Below are 26089 nucleotides of genomic sequence, written 5' to 3' on the forward strand. Positions count from 1 at the left end.
ACTATCATGAAAAGAAATAAATTAATAATCGCGTTGGGATTAGGGTTGATTGTAAGTACTTCATCATGTACCAAATTTCTTGATGAAGCTCCTTTATCCTCTATTATCAAAGAAACATATTATAAAACTGAACTACAAGCTACTGGTAATATCAATTCTCTTTACAGGAGAGGAGCACCTACAAGATATTCTTCAGCAGGGAGCGCTTATTTGGGCCCTCAAGCTTCAATAAACACTATGTTAACAGGTTATTTTACGAACAGCTATGAAGGTCAAGAGTTAGTGTGCAAATATGCTCGTGAACTAACTAGGCAAAATAATGTAAGTATGATTTCTGGGACAATGGATGGAGTGTGGAATTCTGCTTATGAAGCGATCAATATTGCCAATGGGGCAATTAAATATATACCAGAAATTCCTTTTTCGGATGCGAATAAGCAAAAGCAATTTATTGCAGAAGCTAAATTTTTTAGAGCATATAATTATTTTTATTTGGTGAAGACATTTGGTGATGTTCCTTTAGTTACTGAACCCACTGAGAGTTTGGATAATCTTGATGCATCACGTACAGAAGTTCCTAAAGTGTATGAACTTATAGAAAGTGATTTGAATGAGGCTGTACAAATTTTACCAGCTAAAACATTCGCGAATAACAACCATCGGATTTCTAAATACGTAGCAGCTATGGCGTTAGCAAATGTGTATTTGCAACAAGGAAAAAATACGCAAGCTGCGGAGATGGCAAAATTGGTAATTAATTCATCACATGGCATGATTCAAAATACCGATTTGGAGGCAAATAGTGCCTATAATCAACTTCGCAAAACGGATAATTTGAATGAAGTAATCTATGCAATGGAATTTGATGGGACGATTTCCACAAGTTCATGGTGGCCTACGTATGCATTTAGCTCTTCAGCGGTATCTGTATTTTCTACCTACTCTATTTTTGAGCGCGTTTTTGGACCAACTAGTAGGTTCTTAAATGTTTACGCTGCAGACGATTTACGCATAAAACCTAATCAGTTCTTTCATTGGAGTTATACAAGACCTGATGATCCAACTAAAAAATGGACTTCTACAGAAGCGGGTGTTTGGTATTACTATGATGAAGATGCTCTTTTAAATTCAGGCAGAGGCACAAAGGATTGGAATTTTTACAGATATCCAGAGGCGCTATTAATTGCTGCAGAGGCTATTGTAGCTGCTGGATCTGTTAATGCCGAAGCCGCTGGTTATTTAGCGAATGTAAAAGCACGTGCAAATACGACAGGAAAGACGGTGGCTACAATCACTTCGGAATTATTAGCACTTTCTAAAGAAAAATTTATTGAAGAATGTTGGAACGAAAGGCTAAGAGAGTTTCCTTTAGAATTCAAAATGTGGGATGATATTATCCGGACAAGGAAATTTCCTGTTATCTCACAAACGGTCAAAGGATCTATCACATGGGTGAATTTGATCGGTGCACAGAATGGATCAGGAGCTACATTTAAAGAGTCGGATTTATTGTGGCCAATATCAAATGATGAGTTGCAAAGAAATCCTAATTTGACACAGAATCCAGGTTATAATTAATATAAGCATTATAATAACTTAACTCCCTAAAAATGTATCAACAGTTTTGGGGAGTTTTTTATTGATTTAATTTCACCATAAAATCAAATCTTACAATTTTAAGCTAAATCGTTTTCCTAAATAATTCATATATTAGGGATACCAATTGAAAACAACAATGAAAAGAAGATCCGCTATCAAGCAACTTTTTATTCTCGCTGGGGGTATAGCTATAGCTACATCATGTACGGGAGATCGCAAAAAGTCCAGCATAGCCCTCTCAAAAGTCGATTTTTCAAAGGCTGATGAAGATTTATTAGGCGAACTTGTCGAGTCTATAATCCCTGAAACGGATTCACCTGGTGCCAAAGCCCTTAATTTACATTTATTCGTTATGAAAATGGTTGATGATTGTCATTCTCTAGAGGATCAAACCGTTTTTGTAGAAGGTTTAAAAAAGGCAAAATCTGTAAAAGGCAAGTCTCCACAAGAAATCCAGCAGTATTTATCATCTCTAGGAAATGAGGATAAGTTCTTTTCAATCTTGAAAAGACGTACCATTATGGGCTATCAAAATTCAGAGTATGTGATGAAAAACAAGATAATTTATGAATTGGTACCAGGCAGATACGATGGTGCAGTAAAAGTGAGCAGTTAATATGGCATTCCTGAATATAGATTCGCAAAAAGATAGAACCTACGATGCGATTGTTGTTGGTTCTGGAATTAGTGGCGGTTGGTCTGCCAAAGAGTTGTGTGAACGTGGGCTTAAAACGCTAGTACTAGAGCGTGGTCGTGATGTGCAACATATTAAAGATTACCCAACGACCAATATGTATCCTTGGGAGTTTGAGCATCGTAATGAAATGCCTTACCAAATAAAACAAGATAATCCGGTTGTGAGCAAGTGCTATGCATTCCATGAAGATGCTGCTCATTTTTTTGTTAAAGACAAGGAACACCCATATATTCAAGAGAAGCCATTTGATTGGATTCGTGGCTATCAAGTGGGCGGGAAATCATTACTTTGGGCTAGACAAACTCAACGTTGGTCGGATTTTGACTTTGAAGGTCCAGCTCGCGATAGTTTTGCGGTAGATTGGCCAATTCGATATGCCGATTTAAAGCCTTGGTACGACCATGTAGAGCGTTTTGCAGGTATTGCGGGAGATAAAGATGGATTGCCTGAATTACCTGATGGTGAGTTTTTGCCTGGTTATCCATTGAATGTAGTCGAAAAATATTTCAAACAAGCAGTAGAAAAGAAATATACGAACCGAAAAGTTATTTCGGCAAGATGTGCGCATATTTCACAACCTCAGCCTATTCATATTCAACAAGGACGTACGCAATGTCAAAATCGAACATTGTGTCAGCGTGGTTGTCCTTTTGGTGGATATTTTAGTTCGAATGCTTCTACGCTTCCATGGGCAGCAAAAACTGGCAATCTTACTTTACGTCCTGACTCCGTTGTACACTCTATATTATATGATGAGCAAAAGGGAAGAGCTATCGGTGTAAGAGTTATCGATCGAAACACCAAAGAGGAAATTGATTTCTACGCTAAGGTAATTTTTGTAAATGCAGCAGCAATAAATACAAATTTGATTTTATTGAATTCTATATCCAATCGTTTTCCAAATGGCTTGGGCAATGATAGTGATACATTAGGCAAGTACGTTGCTTTTCATAATTATAGTGCGCGGATATATGCGGAATACGAAGGATTACTAGATTACAAAGTTGAGGGACGTAATCCAGCAGGAGGAGCATATATTCCAAGATTCAGAAACCTTCATACGCAAGAAACAGATTACTTACGCGGTTACGCAGCTGGTTTTGGAGCATACCGCTCTTCACACTCCGATACTTCTGGTCTTGGTGAAGATTTGAAAAATTCTTTATTAAATCCAAAATTAGGAAATTGGGGCGTTGGCTCCCATATGATGGGTGAAACTATCCCTAAAGCGTCTAATTATGTAGCGCTGGATGTAGATAAAAAAGATGAATGGGGGATACCTTTGCTCAAGATTTCTATTGATTATGATGAGAATGATGAAAAAATGAAAAAAGATTATCTTGATACGATGGAAGAAATGTTTGTCAATGTGGGCTTTACAAATATTAGACGGAATGATAGTTGGCAAGCTCCCGGATTGGATATCCACGAAATGGGTGGTGTCCGCATGGGATTAGACCCAAAGACTTCTATGCTAAATAAATGGAATCAGTTACATGCTGTACCAAATGTGTTTGTTACAGATGGAGCTGCAATGACCTCTACATCTACTCAAAATCCTTCTCTTACTTATATGGCATTCTCTGCGCGATCAGTTGATTTTGCCGTTTCAGAATTAAGGAAACAAAACATTTAAGGTTATTTATTGTTTTATAATCGTGAAGTCTATTTCATAATTTGAAATAGACTTTTTTTATCACGTAACATTTTTGTTGTGTAAATTTTGGTTTTAGTAATTTACTTTATTAACTTCAATTCGATAACACAATTACTTACATTAAAACGACCTCTACTATGACTTAATTAATTACACAACCTCTACCGTCGTCTACGTAGACGATAAATTATGATAACCATTACACACACACACACACACTTATTATGAAAAAATTCTATTCAGTTATGAAGGAAGTATTTATTCAAAAAAATATTTCCTCCAATCGCTGCACGTATGTATCTGTAGCATTATTAATCGCCAGCCAAATGGCGTATGCTAATAATTCAACAAATTTTCATTCACTTGTAAAGCCTGAAATCACTTCTATTCAACAAGAGATAGCTGTGAAGGGAAGAGTAGTATCCTCGAATGGCAATGAAGCTTTAGCTGGTGTAACCGTAAAAGTGGTAGGAACAAATAATGTTACCTCGACTAACCAAAATGGTGAATTTGAAATTAAAGCTAATACGAACCAAGTTATTGAATTCACTTACATCGGGCATATTTCAAAATCAGTAACTGTTACAGCCTCATCTACTAATGTCCATATCCAATTGGAAGAAGATGGGACTAATTTGGAAGAAGTCGTTGTAACAGGTTACGGTACGCAGCGTAAAAAAGATTTAACAGGTTCGGTAGCTATCGTTGATGTGGCAGTTTTGAAATCTCAACCTGCAGCAACTGCTGTAGAGGCCTTACAAGGTAAGGCTACCGGGGTTCAAATTGTGAATGATGGAGCCCCTGGTTCTACACCACAAATTAAAATACGGGGTTATTCGACAATTAATAATAATGAACCACTATATATTATTGATGGTGTTCCTTTTGAAGGAAAGCTGAGCTGGCTAAATCAAAATGATATTGAATCCATGCAAGTACTGAAGGATGCATCAGCAGCGTCAATATATGGTGCTAGAGCAAATAATGGGGTAGTAATCATAACTACTCGTAGTGGTAAGTCCGGTAAAACCCAATTTAGTTTTGATGCTTATGCAGGTATGCAGTCCCCTCAAAAGGAACGTTTTCCAACAATGCTGACTCCCCAGCAGAATTTGGATATGCAGAATAGCATAAATGGTACTAATCTTACCTTACCGGATTATCTAGCAGCAGGATCAAAATTTGGACATGATATTACACCCGCAGATGCGGATATGTCCAAGTATAATTATACACGTGACTTTGCTACTTTTTATCAAATCACCAAAGCAAATAAGGAGGGGACGGACTGGTTTAGAGAAGTAACCCAGAATGCACCAACACAATCGTATCAATTGGCAGCCACTGGGGGCAATGATAATGCAAGTTATGCAATGTCTGGAGGGTTTTTGGATCAAAAAGGTACAGTGATACATTCAAATTTTCAGCGCTATAATGTCCGCACTAACACACAATTCAAAGCTTTCGATGGCAAATTACGATTTGGTGAAAATATGCAATATAGCTATACAAGAGGTGTAGGTATGGGAGTGAATCCAAATGCTGCTGGTGGTTATATGGGAGATGAGAGTGTGGTTGCTTGGGCATTTCGTATTCAAAATATAGTGCCTGTTTATGATGAAGGAGGCAATTTTGCAGGTACAAGAGGAGGATATGGAAATGGTCAGAATCCTGTTGCATGGGCATATCGTGCGAAAGATGACGTTAATAAAAGCAACTTCTTTTTCGGGAATATTTTTGGTGAAGTAGATATTGTAGAGGGACTTACTTATCGAACTAGTTTTGGACTTCGTTATGAGAATTATAACGGAATAGATATCGCATATCCAAACCCAGAATTTGGTGAAGGATCGATGAATAATGCATTGAGCGAATATTTTGGATATGGTTCTGAATGGACTTGGACAAATACCTTAAACTATCGTAAGCAATTTGATTTACATAACTTAAATATATTAGCAGGTACAGAAGCTATTAGTAGCCGTAGTCGTGATTTATCAGGAAATAGAAATAACTTCTTTATACTCAATAGTTTAGATTATTTTTACTTGAATGCTGGTACTTCCAATTTTGGTAATGCAAGTTCAGGCGGTGTTGGTTCTATGTTTTCTGTTTTTGGTAAAGTGGATTATAGTTACAATGATCGTTATATTTTGAGTGCAACGTTACGTCGTGATGGTTCTTCCAATTTCGGACCGACGCACAAATATGGTTTGTTCCCAGGAATTTCGGGAGCATGGCGTGTGTCGAGTGAGGAGTTCATGCAGGATGTTTCATGGGTTTCAGATTTAAAATTAAGAGCAGGATACGGTGTTACGGGTAATCAACGTATTCCAGCATATAATTATATAAACCGTTATGCGAGTTCAATCACCCAATCGTCATATCCTATTGGTGGAACAGTGCAAAGTGGACTTTGGCAAAGTGATTATTCCAATGAAGATGTAAAATGGGAGCAAGTGAAAGCATTAAATGTAGGGGTTGATTTTACATTTTTAAATGGCGACTTTGATGGCGCTATCGATTATTATGATAAGAAAACTGAAGATATGCTATTCCGTGTACCGCTACCAGCTATTTCGGTAGGTAGAGCAGCATCACCTTATGTAAATATTGGTAATATGCGCAATCATGGTTTAGAACTTTCTTTGGGATACCATTACGGTCGTCGTCAAGAGAAAGACTTCACACTTGACTTGAGTGGTACTTTCTCAAAAAATATTAATGAAGTAGTCGCTTTAGCACCTTCTGTATCTTCTCAAATTTATGGAAACTTCAGAAGTATATCTACTACGATATTAAAACCAGGAGAAGCTTTCGGTTCATTCTATGGTTATCAAGTTGCAGGTGTCTATAAAGATGCAAGCGATGTTGCGAACTCACCCAATTATGCAGATGATAAGGCAAGACCAGGAGGGTTGAAATATCAAGATATTAATAATGATGGCGTAATTAATGATCAAGACCGTACCGTAATAGGTAGTCCACATCCTGATTTTATCTATTCGTTAGGTATCAATGCGGCCTATAAAAATTGGGATCTGTCTATGTTTTTCTACGGTTCTCAAGGTAATGATGTTTTTGATATGACACGTTATTTCACAGACTTCTCCGTATTTTCAGGATCTAAAAGCGCTCGACTCTTAGATGCATGGTCTCCTACAAATCCTAATTCAGGGATGCCTTCTTTGACATCGAATGCATCTGCTTTTGAATATGCAACATCTAGCTATTTCGTACAGGATGCAAGTTTCTTAAAATTGAAAAACTTACAAATTGGCTATAATCTACCTGTTCAAAATGTATTTGGCAGCAATACAGCTATTAGCAAATTGCGTATGTACGTAGGGGTCACCAATTTATTTACAATTACAAAATATGACGGTTTAGATCCTGAAGTGACAGCAACGCCTTCTGATTATCCCGCTATTGGGGTGGATTTAGGTGTTTACCCGCAGTCTCGTCAGTTTTTGTTTGGATTGAGTTTAGGTTTTTAATTATTGAAATGTTGAATATTATGAAAATGCGTAATATATATATAGCCTTACTAGCGTCAGGCTTATTATTAAATAGTTGTGGGAAAGAGTTTTTAGAGAAAGTACCACAAGGACAGTTGGGAGAAGGACAGGTGAGTAATGGTGAGGGAATTGAAGCTGTATTGCTGGGAGCTTATAGTATTATGAATGGTAATGTAAGTGGTTCTTGGGGAAATTATGCAGCAGCACCAAGTCAATGGGTGTTTGGTGAGATGACCTCTGATAACGCACATAAAGGCTCAGAAGAAACGGATCAGCCTAATATGAATTTGCTTGAAATGCTTAATCCTAATCCAGCAAATGACAACTTAACCACTATGTGGCAAGTTTACTATGAAGGTGTACTTCGATCGAATACCACCCTTAAGCTTTTGAAACAAGATCAAGAGGGCAGTAAGAATATTGCAGCTGCACGTGCTGTAGAAATAGAAGCTGAAGCGCGTATGCTTCGTGGACATTATTATTTCTTTATGTGGCGTATCTTTCGTAATCTACCGTGGATTGATGAAAATACAACGTTAGAGGAGTCTAAAACAAAACCTAATGATACAGATATCTACGAGAAAATTATTGAAGATGTTAAATTTGCGGCGGATAAATTACCTACTACTAAAGTAAATGGACAAGCTGGTCGTATGGATAAAAATATTGCCAAAGCGTATTTAGGAAAATTGTATTTATACCAAAAGAAATTTGATTTGGCTTTGCCTCTTTTCAAAGAAGTAATCGGTTCCAAAGATCTAACTACGATGCCTTTTGAAAATAATTTTGATGTAGAAAAAGAGGACGGTCCAGAAGCTTTATTGGTGTCAAAACATGCAATTAATCCAAACGGTTCTGCAGACAATGCTAATGTAGGGGATATGCTAAGTGGTATCTATGCAGCTCCAGTGAGCTGTTGTGGATTCTACCAACCTACTATCGACTTAGTGAATGCTTATAAAGTAGATGCAAACGGTTTGCCTTATTTAGATGGTGAATATCGTACCAATCCGTATAAGTCAGATTTGGGATTAACAGGTACAGCAAAAACAAACTATGAAGTAGATACAGACTTGCGTGTAGATCCACGTCTTGATTATACTGTAGGCAGAAGAGGAGTTCCGTTCTTGGACTATGGCATTATGCCAGGTGATTCTTGGATTCGTTCAGCTTCATTTGCAGGACCTTTTGTTGGTATCAAGACTATGATTAAACAAAGTCAATTCGCAGGTAATACTGTTGCAGGTGAAGCATATATCACGGGCTTGGATGTAAATATCATGAGATTAGCTGACGTTTACTTAATGGCTGCAGAATGTGCTGTTGAATTAGGCGATTTATCTACAGCACTAAATTATGTAAATGCTGTTCGTTTAAGAGCGGCTAAGCTTCCTGCGAAAATGGTTGATGGTGCTCCTGTTGCAGATTATCAAGTTAAACCATATCCTAGCTTTCCGAATGCTGATTACGCACGTAAGGCAGTACGCATGGAGCGTCGTTTGGAACTTGCGTTAGAAGGACATCGCTATTTCGATTTGGTACGATGGGGAACTGCAAAGACGGTATTGGAAAGTTATTCTGCTTTTGAAGGATCACTTTTGCCTTTTTATCGTGGCATTTCTTACAAACCACAAAACGATTATTTTCCAATTCCACAAACTGAAATCGATCGAAGTGGAGGAACACTTAAACAAAATCAAGGTTACAATTAATAACACTAAAGCCTTTCCAATTTTGGAAAGGCTTTTTTACAGCAATTTAACCTAAAATATCCTCTATTCCAACAGATAATTACCGACCTTTGGGTTATGAAATTATCTAACATTAAAGCCGTTTTGTTTGATTTGGATGGTACGCTTATAGATTCCGAATTCTTTTATTTTAGTAATTGGTCTCCGATTTTGGCAGAAGAATTTGGAGTACAGATCACTTACGAAGATTGGATTCGTGATTTTGCAGGTCATACCTTAGTTCGAAATATTCAATACCTACAAGATCAATTTGGTGTCGATACTACGCAAGAATTTATGTGGACAGCCACACGTGCCAATTATGCCAAGTCAGATATGACTACCATTCGTTTGATGCCACATGCTAAAGAAACCCTTGAATATTTTAAAAGTAAAGGTGTGCGGATTGCTCTTGTCACTTCAAGCTATAATACTACTGTTCAAACTGTATTAGGACATCATCAGCTTTTGGATTATTTTGAATTTTTCATTACACGTGAATTGGTAGAAAATCCTAAACCCAATCCAGAACCTTATCGGTTAGCAACTGAAAAATTAGGATTGGCAAAAGAAGAAGTAATTGCAATCGAAGATACTATCACAGGATACACTTCCGCTACAGCAGCAGGTTTAGTTTGTGTAGCAGTAACAAAGCATGCAACGGAAAAAGCTAGACTTTCAGAAGCTGAATTTCTCATTAGTGATTTAACAAAACTTTCAGATTTCTTTAATTAACGTGGTATTATTTAGTAACTTGCTAAAAACAAACTACCTAGCGAATATATAAATTAAATAATTATGAAAAGAAGACTTTTTGTAAGTGCAGGAATAGCAGGACTAACTTCGAGTTTAATTGCTTCATGTGCTTCAAATACGACCGAATCTACTGTGACAAATGTGGGAACCTTATCAAAAGGTAATATTATTCATCAAGTATACTTTTGGCTTAAGGAGGGCATTACAGAAGAGGAGGAAAAAGATTTTTTAGGTTTTTTTAGATTACTAAAGACTGTACCTGGGATAAAATCAATATATGTTGGAAAACCAGCACCTACTAACCCTCGTCCTGTAGTCGATAATTCCTTTTCTTACAGCATTACTGTGAGCTACGAAGGTATGGACGAAATCAATGTCTATGAGGTACATCCAATTCATTTGGATGCTATTGAAAAGTATAAAAAATATTGGGTTAAAGTAGAGGTAAGAGATAGTGAAGTAATAGATATATAAAAACAATTGAGGACTTAAATTTAAAGTCCTCAATTTGTTTTATTTAGTAAGTTTTAATTTTTGAGTACTGAATTTAAACATACCTAAATCACTTACTCTATTACTGTTTATAAATTTAAGTAGATGAGTATTATTAATACGATGCAGATCTTTTGCTGCGAGTGCAGATCTGCCAGCAGATGAATATGAACCATTTTTGATATGATATATTGCTTCTGCAATAAATCCTTCTTCTTCATCTCCAAAGTCTTTGAAGTAATCTTCTTTAGTTAATTTGTTAGGAGCTAGTCCATTGAAATAATCTCCAAAATTGGCTGAATTAAACATTTGAAAGGATGTTACAAAGAGGTCAGCTCTATTACCTTTTTTACCAATTGGTATACCCCAAAATCCTACTGGTTTGCCGTAAGTGTTTTCAGATCCAATAACCTGTACATCCATATATGGTTTTAAGGAGTTTATGAGCAACTCACTTGCTGATGCTGTTGAATTAGTAACCAAAAAATATACTTTGGATAACGATAGATTTCCATTTTTATTAAAATTAACAGCAGGAAATGCATCGCCTAATTCTTGACTAACAAAGGGATTAAGTTTGTAGTAATACATTCTTTTATTTGTAGCAGAGCTAGGTACAAGTTTATTTGCTAGATATTCGGCTGTAGCAGTGGCTCCTCCTCCATTATATCTTAAGTCGATGATTAATTCTTTTACTCCTTCACTCTCATATTTGTTGAAAAGTTTTTCAAGGTCTGAGTGTAACTTAGTCAATGTTACGACGTCTTTATCGTCGTCGTCTTGCTCAACTTTTGTAAGACTCAAAAATGAACTTAAAGCAAAATATCCAACTTTTTTGTTCCCTATTGTGTTGGTCCAGTTGCTAAGTATGGGATCAATGGAATATTCTGCACTAATTATACTTTTCTCCATTTCTTGTCCATTAGGTTTCTTCCATTTAATTGTCATGGATTTAGAGCTTAATGCTTGGTTGATACCCCTGAAATTTTGTGAGTATTGTGTGATATAATCATATTTGGTATCACCATTGATACTCAATATGCGATCACCTCTACGAAGACCAGCAATGTATGCAGGTGAATTCAAATCTACCATTCGAATATACAGGTCTGCATTATCCTTCTCAGACTCTGGAGTCTGCAAATAGAATACATAAAGACCATAGCTAATGGATCTTGCATTTTGGATTTCTTCATTTACGACACCCTGTCTATCAAGAAAGCTAAATCTATCAATAGGTTCACGCGTAGCAGGATCTTGTGGAGTCATCTGTATAAGATTATCTAGCACATCTTCTGCCATATCAAATTCTTTTGTAAATCTTCTGACCTTTACAGAATCTACTAAATCATTGATATTCTTTGGATGAATGTTTTCTTGCCACAATGATACAAGTTTGGTAATGTAAAGTGTAGAATCTTTTAAATATGACTCTGAGGAATAATTCCAGTTGGACAAAATTTCTGCATCACTCTCATAGGTTTCATTCTTTTTGCAACTTAGTAAACCTATGAATATTATCGGTATTAAATATATTAATCTGTTCATGTTTATGACTTAGTTAGTGAGTCTAATTTAACTATTATCTAAGTTAATAATATTAATGAATAGATGTCGAGATTTAAAATAAAAAACTCCCTTTCAGAATTTCTGGAAGGGAGTTAAAATCGCTTTATTATATATTGTTTCTTAAATATCTACGGTTGCATCCATTTCAAAATCATCGTGCATTAAATGGACAATTTCAGTTGCTTTCTCGTAGTTTGTTGATTTCTTAGAGAAGAAATCATGTTGTGTTGTTTCAGTGTTAAGACCGTTCAATACAATAGGGTTAACTTGTTTTACCTCGAATATTGGTTCGAAACCTAAATTCATCAACGCTTTATTACCATTGTAACGCACGTATTCTTTTACTTCAGCAGTCAAACCTACTACGGTATATAACTCTTCCGTATATTTTACTTCATTTTCGTAAAGGTCATTTAATAATTTCAAGAATTTAGTTTTTACCTCTTCTTTGTTTGGTAGTTTAGCAAAGATTTCTTGCGCAATTAATCCTACGAATACACCGTGAATAGATTCATCAGCCACGATCTTTTTGATAATGTCAGCAGAAGCCACCATTTGCCCTTGACCACATAACCATAATGGCAAGAAGAACCCTGAATAGAATAAGAAAGACTCTAACAATACCGAAGCACCTAAAGCCATAAATAATTCCTCATCTGTAGGGTTTTCTTTGTCAATTGCACGGTAATGTGTATCAATCGTAGCAGCTTTGAATTGCAAGAATTTGTTTTGTGCTACCCAACCGAATACATCATTGATCTCATTAGTAGTTGATACCGTAGAGAAAATTGTAGAATATGACTTCGCATGAATAGCTTCCATCATACACATATACGACAATACCGCTTTGTTTTGAAGCGATGGAATATGATCAATGATTTTAGGCATGCCCGTGTGGCTTTGAAGTGTATCCAACAAAGTCAAACCACCTAATGCTTTTTTATAACATTCTTTCATATCCCAGCTTAGACCTTTCCAGCTGTCGATATCTTTTGAAGGAATGTATTCGGTATCAATCCAGAATTGTTTAATATTCTGTTCCCAGAACATTAATGCATAATCATTATCCGGGGTATTCCAGTTTACTGCCGTAAATTGTTTATTCATTGTGTAATTGAATATCTTTTGATAAAGACGCTGAATAAGTTATTATTCAGCGTCTCTCTCTATAAGGTTAATATTTTAAATTATTGCTCCTAATTTCTATGCTGAACAAGAGATACACTCATCAATAGAAGACTTACGTGTACGTGTATAGTACAATGATTTTAAGCCTAATTTGTGTGCATAGATATAATATTTCGCTAAATCACGAGTTGAATCTTTTGAATTCGTATGTAGAATAGTCGATACACCTTGGTCAATATGGCGTTGGATAACTGAAATCAGTTTCAACACTTTCATTTGATCCATATCATATGCTGACTTGAAGTAGAAATAATTATCATTCGTCAAGTATGGCATAGGGTAGTAAGTTGTACTATCTCCATATTCACGTACTTCGATGATATCTACAATTGGCATTACAGATGCTGTTGCATTCATAATGTATGATGTAGACTGGTTAGGAGCGATAGCCAAACGGTAAGCGTGGTAGATACCATGTTCTTGTACTTGGGCTTTCAAATTGTTCCAATCTTCGATGGTAGGAATATGTACGCCTTCAAACAATTCTTTTACTTTATCCGTTTTAGGCAAATAATCTCTTTCTAAGTATTTGTCAAAATAAGCACCTGACGCATAGTCTGACTTTTCAAAACCCACGAATGTGCGTCCACGTTCTTTAGCAATCTCCATAGATGCTTCTAAAGAGTAGTAGTTCATCATCATGAAGAATGTATTAGCAAAGTCTAACGCTTCACGCGATTCGTACATCACAAAGCTTTTTGCTAAGTAACCGTGTAAGTTCATCGCGCCTAAACCAACAGAGTGCAATTCTCTATTCGCTTTAGCAATAGAAGGAACCATTGCGATATCAGTCACGTCAGTTACAACAGTTAATGCGCGCATAGCAGTTTTTACAGCTTCTTTGACACGTTTATTATCCATGACAGTTGCGATATTCAACGAACCTAAGTTACACGAGATACCGTAACGGATTGTATCTTCTTTGCCATATATTTCAATATCTGACACTTCAGATACTTGCATGATTTCAGTACAAAGATTAGAGAATTTCACACGGCCTATACCATTCAACGCATGAGCACGATTTGTGTTCTCTTTGAAGAAAATATATGGATATCCAGACTCTTTTTGTGTTTGTGCGATTTTCACTAATAAGTGACGCGCATTGATTTTCTTTTTCTTTACGTTTGGATTCGTAATCAATTCATCATACCATTGATCCATATCCATTTCGTCCAAATATTGACCATACTCTTGTACTACAGTATGAGGATAGATCAAATAGCATGGCTCATCTTTCTCTGCCAATTCCATGAATTTATCCGGAACGATGATACCAATAGACAATGATTTGATACGCACTTTCTCATCGACATTGATTTTCTTACAGTCTAAGAATTCCTCGATGTCCGAGTGAAAAATGTTTAAATACACCGCACCAGCTCCAGGACGTTGTCCCAATTGATTAGCATACGAGAATGTATCTTCCATGATTTTCATAATCGGAAGCACCCCACCTGCACGACCGTCTACGCCTTTAATAGCTTCTCCACGTGCACGTATTTTTGATATATTGAATGAAACACCACCACCAATAGAGGATAATTTCATCGCAGAATCTACAGCATAACCAATACCATTCAAGTTGTCTCCGATTTCATCCAAGAAACAAGAAACTAATTCACCAGAACGTTTTTTACCAGCATTCAAGAATGTCGGGGTAGCAGGCTGATATTCTTGATTGATCATGATTTCGGCGTATTCGATAGCTTTTTGAACGCCTTCCTCACGTGCTAAAAATAATGATACCGCCACGACACGGTCTTCATAGCGTTCTAAGAATTTTTCTCCTGAATCATCACGAAGCGCGTAGCTTTGGAAAAATTTGAATGCCGCCATGAACGACTGAAAACGGAATTTCTTAGCATATACAAAGTTGTATACTTCTTCCATTTGTTCAAATGTGAACCACTCGTAGAAATTGATATAATAATTGTGTTCAACCAAATAATCAATCTTTTCTTTAAGTGTGTAAAAGAATACCGTATTCTTGTTTACATACTCTAAGAAATAGGCGCGCACAGCTTCTTTGTCTTTATGCAAGCTGTACTCGTCATCATGTTTGATCATGATTTCATTATTAAGCAATATCCAGTTTTTTGCTACCTCGTTTGCTATCATAGTATTGATTCTTAATTATGTCTATAAATTGATTAATGTCTTCCATTGTTCCCGAAAGCTCGAATTTAAAAGCTAGCGGAATTTCAAATAATGCAGCAACTTTATCACCAGCTACACCAAAATTTCTACCCCAATTGCGGTTCCCACTTGATGTCACAGAAAACAACTTTGCATTGTTTTTTGCAGCAAAGTCTTCTGTGATTGCAGGAATTTGTCCGAAATTGGTCGTAAAAGTAATCAAATGACCTTCTTCCTCGATTAGCATATCCTTCTGAATACGAATCGCTCTCCATCCTGTGATCTGTACCACTTTATCAATAAAGCGCTGTACATTTCCTGTTTTTGTGTCGTAATACAGTATCATAAATAGGTAGTTTTATGATAAATATTTATTGTGATACTGCCACTTCTAATTCCTCTGGTTTGAATCCGATGATACGGTGTTTTACTTCTTCACCATCCAATACAATTACCGTAGGTACAGTACGAACTTTGAACTTAACAGCCAATTCTGGTTCATCAAATGGATTGATCGTTTCATACGAAATACCTTTGTTGTCTAAGTATGCCGACACTTGTGCGCATGGTGCACAATCGTTTTTTTCGAATTTAATGATTCTTGCCATGTTTGTATGTTAAGTTTGATAGTAAATTAGGTCCAAAAACCGTAGTTTCGAACAAAATCCACTGAAGTTATGTAAATAAACGCTGCGACCGCAGATGAGTTTCTGAGATCCTTTAACAAATATCATATATTTTATTTCCGAGAGGTAGTTATACTTTTCCACATTCTACACATATACTATTGTAAAAGTGCGTTAGTTGGATGGTTTTATTTGTAAAAAGCTGTAAATCAACTTTTGAAGGGTGTGGATAACTTTAAAAATTGATTTTATGAACTATATTTAGCACATGAAAAAGATTAAAATATTATTGTCAAAAATCAAATTATGATAGATAAATATGAATATTAATCGCTATATTTTTAGACTCTTGATCCACCATATCCTATCACAATTCTTTTACGAAGTGTAAAGCCCATATTTACATATAAATAAGTACTTTTAGCGTAACATTTTACTCAACTATGAAGAAGTTTTCATTCTTTTTACTGTTTCTTTTAGGTGTATCTGGGTATGCACAGGAGAACATTACATTTCAAAAACCATCTGCAGAGATACTTGCGTTAGCAGATTTTCAGCGTCCACCTGCTGTAAGCTTAAGTCCAGACAAATCTTGGGTTCTGTTAAGTTACCGACCTACTTACAAGACTTTGGAAGAACTGGGACAAGAGGAAATTAGATTGGCTGGTTTGCGTATCAATGCCAAAACTAGAATTTCTAGTACGGAAAATTATTTCAATAATCTTCGTTTGCGTTCGGCACAAGACGGTAAAGAGTTTGATATAGCTGGTTTACCCGCTAACGCATTGATATCAAATGTGTATTTTTCATTGGATAGTAAATTTGTTGCTTTCACACATACTAACGATTCAGGGGTATCGCTTTGGGTATTGGATATTGCTAGCAAAAGTGCCAAACAATTAACCGATTACGATTTGAATGCTGTGTTAAATGATCCATACCAGTGGTTACGTGATTCTAAGGGATTACTAATTAGCAAATCACCTGCTAACAGACCTGCGTTAATAGATCATAGTAAAGATTTGCCAACAGGTCCAGTTGTTTCTACGAGTGAAGGTAAAGTTTCACAATTGAGAACGTACCAAGATTTATTGAAGAATCCACAAGACGAGCATGATTTTGTTTCTTTAGCCACTTCAGAATTGTATTGGATTGATCTACAAGGTAAGCAAACTAAATTTTTGTCAGCAGACTTGTATACACAAGCTACCGTATCTCCAGATGGACAATATGTATTAGTGTCGAAACTTAAAAAGCCTTTTTCATATGTCGTGGCCTACAATTCATTTCCGCAGGAAGCAAATGTGTATACTATATATGGTTCATTGATTCAGAAAGTAAATGAAACACCATTGATGGAGATTATGCCTAAAGGCTTCTCATCTACACGACCTGGAAAGCGCATGTTAACATGGCGAGCAGACAAGCCAAATACATTATTTTTTGTACAAGCATTAGATGAGGGAGATGCGAACAAGCAGGTGGAATTTAGGGACGAGTTATTTACTTGGGAATATCCATTTAATAGTGAGCCAAAATCATTGACAAAAGTGAAAGACCGCTTTGCAGGAATTATTTGGGGTAATGATACGTATGCATTGCTGTCTTCTAATTGGTATGATACGCGTAATACCAAAACCTTTGTATTGCACCCAACTACAGGCGATACTAGGCTATTAATAGACCGAAATAGCCAAGATGTGTATTCACATCCGGGAAATGTGCACCGTGAAAGATCAGAATTCGGTACGAGTACGATGTTTATTAATAAGGATAAAACTTATTGGGTTGGTGCAGGTCATACCAAGGAAGGAGAGTTCCCTTTTATTGATGAATTAGATTTAAAAACGCTTAAGAAAAAACGTGTTTATACAGCTCCATCATCTGATTTACAAGAACGTATAGCAGATGTAGTAGACATTACCAAAGGCGATATCTTGATTTCTTTGCAGTCAGCAAAACAATACCCAAACTATTATACAAAAAATATCAAATCGGGTAAAATGAGAGCTGTAACAGCTATCGAGAATCCATTCAAAAGTTTAGAATCTGTTCATAAGGAAGTATTAAACTATAAGCGAAATGATGGCGTAGATTTGTCTGGAACGTTGTATATGCCAGCTGGATATGATTTCACGAAAAAGGAAAAATTACCTTTATTGATTTGGGCTTATCCACGTGAGTATAAAGATAAGGCAACTGCTGGACAAAGTACAGCGAACCCAAAAGAGTTTACATTTCCAAGCTATGGTTCATTTATTTATTGGGTGACCAAAGGCTATGCGGTATTGGATAATGCGGCATTCCCTATTGTGGGAGAAGGTAAGGCAGAGCCTAACGATACGTTTATCTCGCAGTTGGTTGATAATGCTGAGGCAGCTATAAATGCGGTGGATGCTTTAGGTTATATAGATCGTAAAAAAGTTGCGATTGGAGGGCACTCTTACGGTGCATTTATGACAGCTCATCTGTTATCCAATTCGAATTTATTCGCTGCAGGTATAGCGCGTTCTGGGGCATACAACCGTACATTGACTCCTTTCGGTTTTCAATCGGAGCAACGTAACTTTTGGGATGACCCACAATTGTACATGACCATGTCGCCTTTTATGAGTGCAAATAGAATGAAAACGCCAATGTTGTTGACTCATGGTGCAGCGGATAATAATCCAGGTACTTTTACGATGCAAACAGAGCGTTATTTTCAGGCATTGAAAAATCTTGGTGCGCCAGTTCGTATGGTTATTCTTCCTAGAGAATCACATGGCTACGCAGCAAAAGAAAATATTTTCCATTTACTTTGGGAACAAGATCAGTTCTTAGAGAAATATTTGAAAACAAATAAATAATATGAAGAATGGCGGGGAAACTCCCCACCATTCTTCATATTTAATTACTGCAATAGGCTATTTTGCCATTTTTACTTTAATAGGAATAATAATTTCTCCCCATGCTAAATTTATCTTCCCAGCAGGATCAACCGAAATTGTAAATTGCTCTACAGATGGGTTTCCCAATGTTGGGATTACTTTGACACGAAGTTGATCCTCCTTGTCGCTATATCCTACGCCCCAACCTTTCCATTTTTTACTAAAAATAACAGTAGTTTCTGTTTCTCCTGGAATAGTCCACAAACCATATTTACCTTTTGGTAATGCTTGGCCTTCGATTAATACATCTTTATCAAAGGAAATCGTGGTAATTTCGTTAGCCCCAGTCCTCCAGACCTCTCCTATTTTGGCAAGATCTACGCCCAGCTGACGTCCTTTCAGTGATGGTTTGCTATAATTAATTGCAACATGTACGCCATCCTTTGTAGTTATATGCACAGAATCTGGGGGACTTGGACGTTTGGATTTGTCTTGTTGTGCAAATGCAAAACTCGTCGAAATAAAGGCAATGATAACTGCCAATATGCTTAATTTTAATCTCATAATATTTTTAATTTATTCGTTATCCGTTGATGGATTGTTTTTTTGTGATCCATTTTTTCTAGCACCCAGATTTGGTAATCCTTGATGTCTTTTCAGGGTTTTTGTTTCGACAAATTGTTTATCAGAAGTTGAATTTCCCATTTCTACATTTCTACTTCTGTCTTGTGCTGTCGTAATTTTGTTTTTCATAGCTAAATAGTTTAGTTTAAAATCTTATACCTATGTATAACGTCTGAAAAGTCAAATTGTTCATTCCTAGATTATTGGAGACAGTATTTAACAAAAAAGCTCAGGATTTCCCGAGCTTTAAACTTTTGAAATATAGTTTTACACCAAATATTCAAACAACGTTTGGTCTTTGTTGACTTCGATAAAGTCAAATTTATAAGCTTTTAATCTTTCGATAAAAGGAATGTAGTCTTTGGGATTATTAAGTTCAATACCAATTAAAGCAGGACCGCGTTCACGCTCTGTTTTCTTTATGTATTCAAAACGGGTAATATCGTCTTTTGGGCCTAGCACCTCAGTCACTAACAGTCTTAGCGCACCGGGTCTTTGAGGAAAGCGAACAATAAAGTAATGCTTGAATCCTTCATAAAGAAGAGACATCTCTTTGATTTCGCTCATGCGGTCAATATCATTATTGCCTCCTGATACCACGCAAACTACTTTTTTGCCTTTGATTTCTTCTTTGTGAAACTCTAAAGCTGCAATTGCTAAAGCACCAGCCGGCTCAGCAACGATAGCATCTTTGTTGTACAATTCTAGAATTGTGGTACAAATTTTTCCTTCTGGAATAGATTTAACAGAGTCCAACAATTGCGAACTAATATCATAAGTCAATTGACCAATTTTTTTTACCGCAGCACCATCAACAAACTTATTTATTTGCTGCAATTCGATTGGACCACCATTTTCTAAAGCTGCTTGCATCGAAGGTGCTCCTTCAGGTTCAACGCCATATAATTTAGTAGTGGGGGAATATTTTCGCATATGATAGCTTACACCCGAAGATAAACCACCACCTCCAATAGGTAAGATGATAGCATCAACTTCGGGCAAGTCTTCCAATATTTCTACAGCTACAGTTCCTTGTCCTTCGATAATCTGTACATCATCAAATGGAGGAATGAAGGTCATGTTATTCTCTGCGCAATAATCCAAAGCCGCTTTTTGACAATCATCAAAAGTATCACCAGTTAAAATAATCTCAATATTACCATTACCCCACATTTCTGTTTGAGTAATTTTCTGACGTGGTGTAGGGCCAGGCATGAAGATTACACCTCTGATGTCTAATCTTTTGCACGATAATGCTACACCTTGTGCATGATTTCCAGCACTCGCACATACTACACCTGCTGCTCGCTGTTCTGCTGATAATGAAGATATTTTGTTGAATGCACCACGTAATTTGTATGAACGTACTACTTGTAAATCTTCTCTCTTCAAATAGATATCAGCACCATATTTTTCTGATAAGTGTATGTTGTATTGCAGTGGTGTACGTGTCACTACTGATTTTATTCTTTCTTTGGCTTGTAAAGAATCTATTGGTAAAGTAGCTATATCTAAACTCATTGTTGTTCAGTTTTGTTTAGGTGATTTTCTTTTTGTTGTTTTAAGGTTATTCTGTTCTTCGCAAAAAAAAGTTACTAATCCCGTCATTGCGAGGAACGAAGCAATCTATTAGTCATCTAATGTCTCATATAAATCTTCCCATAATAGATTCATTTTTTCTATTAGATTGATTTTTTGTTGTCTACTACCTGCTTTAATACGTTTTTCTTCATTAATTGCTTCTTCGATAGAAGGAAAAAATAAGTAAAAAACAATTTTAGTACAGTTATATTTTGCTGTAAAGCTGTTGGGATAAAATTTTTTCTTATGTTGAAAGACTCGCTCTCTCAGGTTAGAAGTAACCCCAACATATAGAATTGCGTTTGTCTTATTTGTCATGAAATATACAACACCACCTCTTTCCATAATTTATCTGATTAAAGTATGTTGCGTATTTCGTTTTGAGTTTGTCATTGTGAGAATAAATTAAGCAGTTACAATTTCAATAGCTGTTTAATTTTTGAGATTGCTTCGCAGGCTCGCAATGACGATGTTTTAATTACGTCATTGCGAGGAGTTATAACACAAAGTAATTTATTGTTTTCCCCGCAATGACGGTATAATTATTATTTGACTAACGTCAATAAATCTTCATCAGTTATTTCTTTTTTAGCATCTGCTAATGTCAAGAAGCGTTCGTATGTAGAAGCTAAAGTGTCTTTATCCAAGTGATGACCAAGACGTTCTAAGTGGTGTTTCAAGGCATGGCGACCTGAACGAGCTGTCAAGATGATATCTGCTTCAGCCAAACCAACATCTTCAGGACGCATAATTTCGTAAGTTTCACGGTGTTTTAAGAAACCATCTTGGTGAATACCAGATGAGTGCGCGAAAGCATTTCGACCTACTATAGCTTTATTGGGCTGGACAGGCATATTCATCATTTCACTTACTTTACGTGATAAATAAGTGAACATTTTGCTGTCGATATTTGAAGTCAAATTGCCAAATTCCTTATTATGCACTTTCAAAATCATGGCCACTTCTTCTAAAGAAGTGTTACCAGCACGTTCGCCAATACCATTTATCGTACATTCAACTTGACGAGCACCATTTTGTACAGCAGCGATAGAATTAGCCGTTGCTAATCCCAAATCATTGTGACAGTGTGCCGATATAATGGCTTGGTCAATATTACTTACATTCTCTTTTAAGTATTTAATAAGATTGCCATATTGATGTGGCAAGCAGTATCCATTTGTGTCAGGAATATTAACTACGGTAGCACCTGCCGCAATAACTCCTTCAATCATACGTGCTAAATACTCTGGATTAGAACGACCAGCATCTTCTGCATAAAACTCTATATCTTCAACGAATTGTTTAGCATATTTTACCGCTGCAATACCGCGTTCTAAAATTGCATCGTGTGTACTATTGAATTTGTATTGAATATGAACGTCAGATACACCTATACCAGTATGAATACGAGGTCTTTTTGCAAATTTCAGAGCTTCAGCAGCAACTTTGATGTCATTTTCATTAGCACGTGTCAAAGCACAAATGATAACATCATTTACGGCTTTTGATAATTCAACTACAGATTGAAAATCACCAGGGCTGGAAACAGGAAAACCTGCCTCGATAATATCTACGCCTAAACGTTCTAAATCTTTTGCAATTTCGATTTTTTCAGGAGTGGTCAATTGACATCCTGGCACTTGCTCACCATCACGTAATGTCGTGTCAAAAATATATAAGTGATTCGGGTCGTGTAACATAATCTTTTCCTCTATATGTTTATACCTTGGTTATTTTCTTATTTAATATACGCTAAAACTTTGGAACCCATTTCGTTTGTACCCAAAATTTTATCTGCAGGTGTTTCTGCATTTGCAATATCACCAGTTCTCCAGCCTGCTTTCAATGTATCTGCAACTGCATTAGTAACCGCTTTTGCTTCTTCTTGAAGACCAAATGCAATATCTAATAATAATGCTGCTGATAGGATAGAAGCTAACGGGTTAGCTTTGTTTTGTCCTGCGATATCGTGAGCCGAACCGTGGATTGGTTCGAAGAATCCTGTGCTGTCACCGATTGACGCGGAAGCCAACATCCCCATTGACCCTGCAATTTGTGAAGCTTCATCCGTCAAGATATCACCAAATAAGTTTGCTGTTAATACCACATCAAATTTTTTCGGATTTTTTACTAATTGCATAGCAGCATTGTCGATAAACATGTGTTCTGTTTCCACATCCGAATATTCTTTTGCTAATTCTTGAACTACCTCTCTCCAAAGACGTGAAGTTTCCAATACATTGGCTTTATCTACTGAACATAATTTTTTACCACGTGTACGTGCGGCTTCGTAAGCTTTGCGTGCAATACGTTCCACCTCGTAACGGTGGTAGTTCATCAAATCTGAAGCAAAAGTGTTGTCTTCGTTACGTTTTTTTTCACCGAAATATACGTCACCTGTCAATTCGCGGAAAAATAAAATATCTGTTCCACGTAACACTTCCGGTTTTAAACTTGAAGCATCTAATAATTCATCAAATAATAGAATAGGACGTAAGTTTGCGTATAAACCTAATTCTTTACGAATTTTCAATAAACCTTGCTCAGGACGAACTTTTGCAGAAGGGTCATTATCGTATTTGGCATGACCAATAGCACCAAATAAAATTGCGTCTGAAGCTTTAGCTTTTTCTAATGTTTCGTCAGGAAGGGGATTTCCAGTAGCTTCAATAGCAGTATGTCCCATGATAGCTTCATCAAATACGAAGTCATGATTATATTTTTCCGCAATAGCTTCTAAAACTTGCTTTCCCCAAGTCGTTACTTCTTGTCCAATTCCATCACCTGGAATGATTAGAATATTTTTCTTCATTTCTTAACCTACAGTTTCTAATATATTTTCTATGGCTTTTACTTCGCCCTTCTCTAATACAATTCTATGTTCGATGCAGGACGGTAATTGGGACTCATAATGCCCAACATAAATTAATGTTTTGCCATATTGTACCAATTCGTCCACTACATCGTTAAAATATTTGGCTTGGTCATTATCCAAACCTTGACAAGGTTCATCCAATACTAATAAAGCCGGATTTTTAATGATAGTCCTTGCCAATAATGCTTGTCTTTGTTTTCCTAGCGGAAGCGTGTGCAGATTTTGATTTTTGTGTTCTGTCAAATCAAAAAACTCCAACAATTCTTCTATTTGTTTTTTCTCATTAAATTTTACGTCAATAAACCAACCGATACTGTCGTAAAATCCAGAAGCAATGGTATGCCAAACGGTAGCGTTTTGGTCAAAATACCAATGCATTTCGGGAGATATAATCCCTATTTTTTGTTTTATATCCCAAATACTTTCGCCAGAACCTCTTTTATTTCCAAACAAGGATAGGTCGTGACCGTAAGCTTGAGGATGGTCGCCATTAATTAGGCTTAATAATGTAGATTTACCCGAACCATTTGATCCTTGTAAAAGCCATTTCTCTCCAACATTTACTTTCCATGAAACATCTCTCAATACTACTTTTTCGCCATAACGAATGTTTATGTTATTCATTTCTGCTACCGTTTCGTAGTTCGTTTCTGGAATTTCACGTAAAAAAGCAGGTAATTCTTTTTTCTGACGTTTTTTGTCTTTAGCAAAGTCATCGGGAGAATCCGCAATTTCTATTTTGCCCTTCACAATATGTGCATAACAATTGATAGACTTTGGCAAAAAGGAATCGTTGGTAATCAAAATAAGTTGAACACCTTCTACTACTAATTCATCCAACCATTTGTTCAAGACTGCTCTTGAATTTTTGTCTAGTCCTGTATAAGGCTCATCAATAATCAAAAGTTGCGGTTTTGCCCACAAGCCACGAACCAATTGCAATTTCTTGTGTTCGCCGCTGGACAATTCAATCAATTGAGAAGATTGTACATCTTCAAATCCAAAATCCTGAATTCGTTGTTGAATATCCGAAAAGTCTAGATTTTCTTTCTTAGCGTAGTGTTCCAACTCTGCTTTAACCGTTAAGGTGTCGTGACCTTGATGATGGTTGTAGCGTTGTTGGTAGTAAAAATTGCGATCGCCTTCCAAATTGGTAAATTGATACCAATTGGAAATATAAAGAACTTTAGCAGGAAGTGATTTCGATAAATCAAAATTTAATTTAATAGCATTATCTGAAGGAATGAATCCTGCGATTGATTTTGCTAAGGTAGTTTTGCCAGAACCAGACGTACCCCCAATAACATAATTTTCCCCTTGCTGGATAGACCAAGAAAGGGAATCCAATACCACATTATTCGGGTATTGAATCGTTAAATTATCAATATGGACGACTGGTTCTGTCATTTTATTTTTCTTTGTCATTCCGACGATAGGAGGAATCTAAACAATTGACAATTGTAGATTAATAATTATCAATTAAGTGCAGATTTCTCTCTTCACTCGTTCCCTTCGAAATGACGTTATAATTTTTAATCTCTATAAAAAGAAAAAGGTCTTGTTTGCTCGAAATTTTCAATTTCAGCTTTGTGGCTCAAAATGAAGTCGATATCGTCATATCCATTAATCAAACATGATTTTTTGTAGGGATTGATTTCGAATTCGAATGATTCGCCAGTCGCTGCGATTGTCAATGTTTGTGCTTCCAAATCGACCACTAATTGTGCATTATTGTCAGCAAAAACTTGCGCGAAGATTTTTTCTAAACATTCTTCAGTTACTGTGATAGGCAATACGCCATTATTCAAGGCATTACCTTTGAAAATATCAGCAAAGAATGAGCTTACCACGACTTTAAATCCGTAGTCGTCAATAGCCCAAGCTGCGTGTTCACGTGATGAACCACAACCGAAGTTTTTACCAGCAACTAAGATTTGACCTGAGAATTTAGGGTCATTCAACACAAAATCAGCTTTTGGTTGATTATTGTTGTCAAAACGCCAATCGCGGAATAAGTTTTCCCCAAAACCTTCACGAGTCGTCGCTTTTAAGAAACGCGCCGGGATGATTTGGTCGGTATCGATATTTTCAATCGGTAGTGGTACTACTGTTGAAGTTAATTTTTCAAATTTTTTCATCTTTCAGAGTAAAAAGTCAAAATTAAAAGG

General features: G+C 36.4%; 21 protein-coding genes. 8 read left to right on the forward strand and 13 right to left on the reverse strand.

Going from position 1 to position 26089, the window contains the following annotated elements; genetic code table 11:
* Positions 1-6: 6 nt before the first annotated feature.
* The 7 genes from GOQ17_RS00505 to GOQ17_RS00535 all read left to right on the forward strand — a co-directional run bounded on the left by GOQ17_RS00505 (position 7) and on the right by GOQ17_RS00535 (position 10431).
* Positions 7-1578 (forward strand): RagB/SusD family nutrient uptake outer membrane protein, encoded by a 1572-nt coding sequence (locus GOQ17_RS00505; protein ID WP_159633197.1) that lies wholly within the window; start codon positions 7-9, stop codon positions 1576-1578.
* A 157-nt stretch (positions 1579-1735) separates the two neighbouring features.
* Positions 1736-2215 (forward strand): gluconate 2-dehydrogenase subunit 3 family protein, encoded by a 480-nt coding sequence (locus GOQ17_RS00510; RefSeq protein ID WP_159633200.1) that lies wholly within the window; start codon positions 1736-1738, stop codon positions 2213-2215.
* Position 2216: 1 nt separating this feature from the next.
* A complete protein-coding gene (locus GOQ17_RS00515; protein ID WP_159633203.1) occupies positions 2217-3932 on the forward strand; it encodes a GMC oxidoreductase in 1716 nt (571 codons plus the stop codon).
* A gap of 245 nt (positions 3933-4177) precedes the next feature.
* Complete coding sequence (locus GOQ17_RS00520; RefSeq protein ID WP_159633206.1) at positions 4178-7450, forward strand: SusC/RagA family TonB-linked outer membrane protein; 3273 nt, start codon at positions 4178-4180, stop codon at positions 7448-7450.
* A 26-nt stretch (positions 7451-7476) separates the two neighbouring features.
* Positions 7477-9183 carry a RagB/SusD family nutrient uptake outer membrane protein gene (locus GOQ17_RS00525; protein WP_236537005.1) on the forward strand — a complete coding sequence of 569 codons (1707 nt, stop codon included), beginning with the start codon at positions 7477-7479 and terminating at the stop codon, positions 9181-9183.
* A gap of 96 nt (positions 9184-9279) precedes the next feature.
* Positions 9280-9936 carry an HAD family hydrolase gene (locus GOQ17_RS00530; RefSeq protein ID WP_159633212.1) on the forward strand — a complete coding sequence of 219 codons (657 nt, stop codon included), beginning with the start codon at positions 9280-9282 and terminating at the stop codon, positions 9934-9936.
* Positions 9937-9999: 63 nt separating this feature from the next.
* Positions 10000-10431 carry a Dabb family protein gene (locus GOQ17_RS00535; RefSeq protein WP_159633215.1) on the forward strand — a complete coding sequence of 144 codons (432 nt, stop codon included), beginning with the start codon at positions 10000-10002 and terminating at the stop codon, positions 10429-10431.
* 39 nt (positions 10432-10470) lie between these two features.
* Here the strand turns inward: GOQ17_RS00535 and GOQ17_RS00540 are convergent, their stop codons facing one another.
* The 5 genes from GOQ17_RS00540 to GOQ17_RS00560 all read right to left on the reverse strand — a co-directional run bounded on the left by GOQ17_RS00540 (position 10471) and on the right by GOQ17_RS00560 (position 15953).
* Positions 10471-11997, reverse strand: coding sequence for a S41 family peptidase (locus tag GOQ17_RS00540; protein WP_159633218.1), 1527 nt, complete (start codon positions 11995-11997; stop codon positions 10471-10473).
* 141 nt (positions 11998-12138) lie between these two features.
* Positions 12139-13125 (reverse strand): class 1b ribonucleoside-diphosphate reductase subunit beta, encoded by a 987-nt coding sequence (nrdF, locus tag GOQ17_RS00545; RefSeq protein WP_159633221.1) that lies wholly within the window; start codon positions 13123-13125, stop codon positions 12139-12141.
* Positions 13126-13221: 96 nt separating this feature from the next.
* Complete coding sequence (nrdE, locus tag GOQ17_RS00550; RefSeq protein WP_159633224.1) at positions 13222-15327, reverse strand: class 1b ribonucleoside-diphosphate reductase subunit alpha; 2106 nt, start codon at positions 15325-15327, stop codon at positions 13222-13224.
* Positions 15287-15691, reverse strand: a complete 405-nt coding sequence (nrdI, locus tag GOQ17_RS00555; protein ID WP_159633227.1) for a class Ib ribonucleoside-diphosphate reductase assembly flavoprotein NrdI — start codon at positions 15689-15691, stop codon at positions 15287-15289. The genes nrdE and nrdI overlap by 41 nt, the downstream gene beginning before the upstream one ends.
* A 25-nt stretch (positions 15692-15716) precedes the next feature.
* Entirely contained in the window at positions 15717-15953 is a 237-nt protein-coding gene (locus tag GOQ17_RS00560) for a glutaredoxin family protein (protein WP_159633230.1), read from the reverse strand.
* Positions 15954-16414: 461 nt separating this feature from the next.
* Here GOQ17_RS00560 and GOQ17_RS00565 point away from each other — a divergent pair, with 461 nt between their 5' ends.
* Complete coding sequence (locus GOQ17_RS00565) at positions 16415-18820, forward strand: alpha/beta hydrolase family protein (RefSeq protein WP_159633232.1); 2406 nt, start codon at positions 16415-16417, stop codon at positions 18818-18820.
* Between the two features lie 57 nt (positions 18821-18877).
* Here GOQ17_RS00565 and GOQ17_RS00570 read toward each other — a convergent pair whose 3' ends face one another.
* From GOQ17_RS00570 to leuD, 8 genes are all read right to left on the reverse strand, one after another.
* Positions 18878-19405 carry a DUF2911 domain-containing protein gene (locus GOQ17_RS00570; protein ID WP_159633234.1) on the reverse strand — a complete coding sequence of 176 codons (528 nt, stop codon included), beginning with the start codon at positions 19403-19405 and terminating at the stop codon, positions 18878-18880.
* Positions 19406-19417: 12 nt separating this feature from the next.
* A complete protein-coding gene (locus GOQ17_RS00575) occupies positions 19418-19594 on the reverse strand; it encodes a hypothetical protein (protein ID WP_159633236.1) in 177 nt (58 codons plus the stop codon).
* Positions 19595-19732: 138 nt separating this feature from the next.
* Positions 19733-20986 carry a threonine ammonia-lyase IlvA gene (gene ilvA, locus GOQ17_RS00580; RefSeq protein ID WP_159633238.1) on the reverse strand — a complete coding sequence of 418 codons (1254 nt, stop codon included), beginning with the start codon at positions 20984-20986 and terminating at the stop codon, positions 19733-19735.
* A gap of 108 nt (positions 20987-21094) precedes the next feature.
* Positions 21095-21391 carry a GIY-YIG nuclease family protein gene (locus GOQ17_RS00585; protein WP_159633240.1) on the reverse strand — a complete coding sequence of 99 codons (297 nt, stop codon included), beginning with the start codon at positions 21389-21391 and terminating at the stop codon, positions 21095-21097.
* A gap of 200 nt (positions 21392-21591) precedes the next feature.
* Positions 21592-22746: a 2-isopropylmalate synthase gene (locus GOQ17_RS00590; RefSeq protein ID WP_159633243.1), complete on the reverse strand. Its 1155-nt coding sequence runs from the start codon at positions 22744-22746 to the stop codon at positions 21592-21594.
* 38 nt (positions 22747-22784) lie between these two features.
* The gene (gene leuB, locus GOQ17_RS00595) at positions 22785-23858 is read right to left on the reverse strand and encodes a 3-isopropylmalate dehydrogenase (RefSeq protein WP_159633246.1); all 1074 of its coding nucleotides are present in this window, start codon (positions 23856-23858) and stop codon (positions 22785-22787) included.
* Positions 23859-23861: 3 nt separating this feature from the next.
* Positions 23862-25328 (reverse strand): ATP-binding cassette domain-containing protein, encoded by a 1467-nt coding sequence (locus tag GOQ17_RS00600; protein WP_159633249.1) that lies wholly within the window; start codon positions 25326-25328, stop codon positions 23862-23864.
* A 125-nt stretch (positions 25329-25453) separates the two neighbouring features.
* The gene (leuD, locus tag GOQ17_RS00605) at positions 25454-26059 is read right to left on the reverse strand and encodes a 3-isopropylmalate dehydratase small subunit (protein ID WP_159633251.1); all 606 of its coding nucleotides are present in this window, start codon (positions 26057-26059) and stop codon (positions 25454-25456) included.
* Positions 26060-26089: the final 30 nt, after the last annotated feature.

The sequence above is a fragment of the Sphingobacterium composti genome, assembly GCF_009829075.1.
GTDB lineage: Bacteria > Bacteroidota > Bacteroidia > Sphingobacteriales > Sphingobacteriaceae > Sphingobacterium > Sphingobacterium composti.

What these genes read in the sequence shown, in the direction of transcription:
- GOQ17_RS00505 (WP_159633197.1), top strand. Translation starts at nt 7, where the DNA reads ATGAAAAGAAATAAATTAATAATCGCGTTGGGATTAGGGTTGATTGTA.
- GOQ17_RS00510 (WP_159633200.1), top strand. Translation starts at nt 1,736, where the DNA reads ATGAAAAGAAGATCCGCTATCAAGCAACTTTTTATTCTCGCTGGGGGT.
- GOQ17_RS00515 (WP_159633203.1), top strand. Translation starts at nt 2,217, where the DNA reads ATGGCATTCCTGAATATAGATTCGCAAAAAGATAGAACCTACGATGCG.
- GOQ17_RS00520 (WP_159633206.1), top strand. Translation starts at nt 4,178, where the DNA reads ATGAAAAAATTCTATTCAGTTATGAAGGAAGTATTTATTCAAAAAAAT.
- GOQ17_RS00525 (WP_236537005.1), top strand. Translation starts at nt 7,477, where the DNA reads ATGCGTAATATATATATAGCCTTACTAGCGTCAGGCTTATTATTAAAT.
- GOQ17_RS00530 (WP_159633212.1), top strand. Translation starts at nt 9,280, where the DNA reads ATGAAATTATCTAACATTAAAGCCGTTTTGTTTGATTTGGATGGTACG.
- GOQ17_RS00535 (WP_159633215.1), top strand. Translation starts at nt 10,000, where the DNA reads ATGAAAAGAAGACTTTTTGTAAGTGCAGGAATAGCAGGACTAACTTCG.
- GOQ17_RS00540 (WP_159633218.1), bottom strand. Translation starts at nt 11,997, where the DNA reads ATGAACAGATTAATATATTTAATACCGATAATATTCATAGGTTTACTA.
- nrdF (WP_159633221.1), bottom strand. Translation starts at nt 13,125, where the DNA reads ATGAATAAACAATTTACGGCAGTAAACTGGAATACCCCGGATAATGAT.
- nrdE (WP_159633224.1), bottom strand. Translation starts at nt 15,327, where the DNA reads ATGATAGCAAACGAGGTAGCAAAAAACTGGATATTGCTTAATAATGAA.
- nrdI (WP_159633227.1), bottom strand. Translation starts at nt 15,691, where the DNA reads ATGATACTGTATTACGACACAAAAACAGGAAATGTACAGCGCTTTATT.
- GOQ17_RS00560 (WP_159633230.1), bottom strand. Translation starts at nt 15,953, where the DNA reads ATGGCAAGAATCATTAAATTCGAAAAAAACGATTGTGCACCATGCGCA.
- GOQ17_RS00565 (WP_159633232.1), top strand. Translation starts at nt 16,415, where the DNA reads ATGAAGAAGTTTTCATTCTTTTTACTGTTTCTTTTAGGTGTATCTGGG.
- GOQ17_RS00570 (WP_159633234.1), bottom strand. Translation starts at nt 19,405, where the DNA reads ATGAGATTAAAATTAAGCATATTGGCAGTTATCATTGCCTTTATTTCG.
- GOQ17_RS00575 (WP_159633236.1), bottom strand. Translation starts at nt 19,594, where the DNA reads ATGAAAAACAAAATTACGACAGCACAAGACAGAAGTAGAAATGTAGAA.
- ilvA (WP_159633238.1), bottom strand. Translation starts at nt 20,986, where the DNA reads ATGAGTTTAGATATAGCTACTTTACCAATAGATTCTTTACAAGCCAAA.
- GOQ17_RS00585 (WP_159633240.1), bottom strand. Translation starts at nt 21,391, where the DNA reads ATGGAAAGAGGTGGTGTTGTATATTTCATGACAAATAAGACAAACGCA.
- GOQ17_RS00590 (WP_159633243.1), bottom strand. Translation starts at nt 22,746, where the DNA reads ATGTTACACGACCCGAATCACTTATATATTTTTGACACGACATTACGT.
- leuB (WP_159633246.1), bottom strand. Translation starts at nt 23,858, where the DNA reads ATGAAGAAAAATATTCTAATCATTCCAGGTGATGGAATTGGACAAGAA.
- GOQ17_RS00600 (WP_159633249.1), bottom strand. Translation starts at nt 25,328, where the DNA reads ATGACAGAACCAGTCGTCCATATTGATAATTTAACGATTCAATACCCG.
- leuD (WP_159633251.1), bottom strand. Translation starts at nt 26,059, where the DNA reads ATGAAAAAATTTGAAAAATTAACTTCAACAGTAGTACCACTACCGATT.